Genomic DNA, 1102 nt, shown 5'->3' on the forward strand with positions numbered 1-1102 from the left:
GCGATTGGAGCGATTAGCTCTACAACCATTTGGATGTTGTCACCTGGCATTACCATTTCTACGCCTTCTGGTAGAGAAATATCACCAGTTACGTCAGTTGTACGGAAGTAGAACTGTGGACGGTAGCCTTTGAAGAACGGAGTATGACGGCCGCCTTCATCTTTAGACAGTACGTATACTTCTGATTCGAACTTAGTGTGTGGAGTGATTGAACCAGGCTTAGCTAGTACTTGACCACGTTCAACTTCGTCACGCTTAGTACCACGTAGAAGTGCACCAACGTTCTCACCCGCACGACCTTCGTCTAGAAGCTTACGGAACATCTCAACACCAGTACATGTGGTTGTTACTGTGTCTTTGATACCAACGATCGCTACTTCATCACCTACACGTAGGATACCGCGCTCGATACGGCCAGTTACTACTGTACCACGACCTTGGATTGAGAATACGTCTTCGATTGGTAGTAGGAACGCTTGGTCTACTGCACGCTCTGGCTCTGGGATGTAAGTGTCTAGCGCTTCTGCTAGCTCAATGATTTTAGCTTCCCATTGCTCTTCGCCGTTTAGAGCACCTAGAGCTGAACCTTGGATTACTGGTAGATCATCACCTGGGAAGTCGTACTCAGATAGAAGTTCACGAACTTCCATTTCTACTAGCTCTAGAAGCTCTTCATCGTCAACCATGTCACATTTGTTCATGAATACGATGATGTAAGGAATACCAACTTGGCGACCAAGTAGGATGTGCTCACGTGTTTGTGGCATTGGGCCATCTGTTGCCGCAACAACTAGGATACCGCCGTCCATTTGCGCAGCACCTGTGATCATGTTTTTAACATAATCCGCGTGTCCTGGGCAGTCTACGTGTGCGTAGTGACGTGCTGGAGTATCGTACTCTACGTGAGAAGTATTGATTGTAATACCGCGCTCGCGCTCTTCTGGAGCGTTATCGATAGATGCGAAGTCTTTCGCAACACCACCGTACACTTTTGCAAGTGTAGTACAGATAGCAGCAGTTAGAGTTGTTTTACCGTGGTCAACGTGGCCGATAGTACCAACGTTTACGTGCGGTTTCGTACGTTCAAATTTTGCTTTAGACA

General features: G+C 47.2%; 1 protein-coding gene. It reads right to left on the minus strand.

Features of this window, described 5'->3' with window-relative positions; genetic code table 11:
• Positions 1–1102 (minus strand): elongation factor Tu (gene tuf / locus EYW48_RS21185; protein ID WP_277433048.1); only part of this gene is annotated, 1102 nt, incomplete at both ends.

Origin of the sequence: Vibrio sp. 1180_3 (assembly GCF_029478545.1) — a bacterium.
Lineage (GTDB): Bacteria > Pseudomonadota > Gammaproteobacteria > Enterobacterales > Vibrionaceae > Vibrio > Vibrio aestuarianus.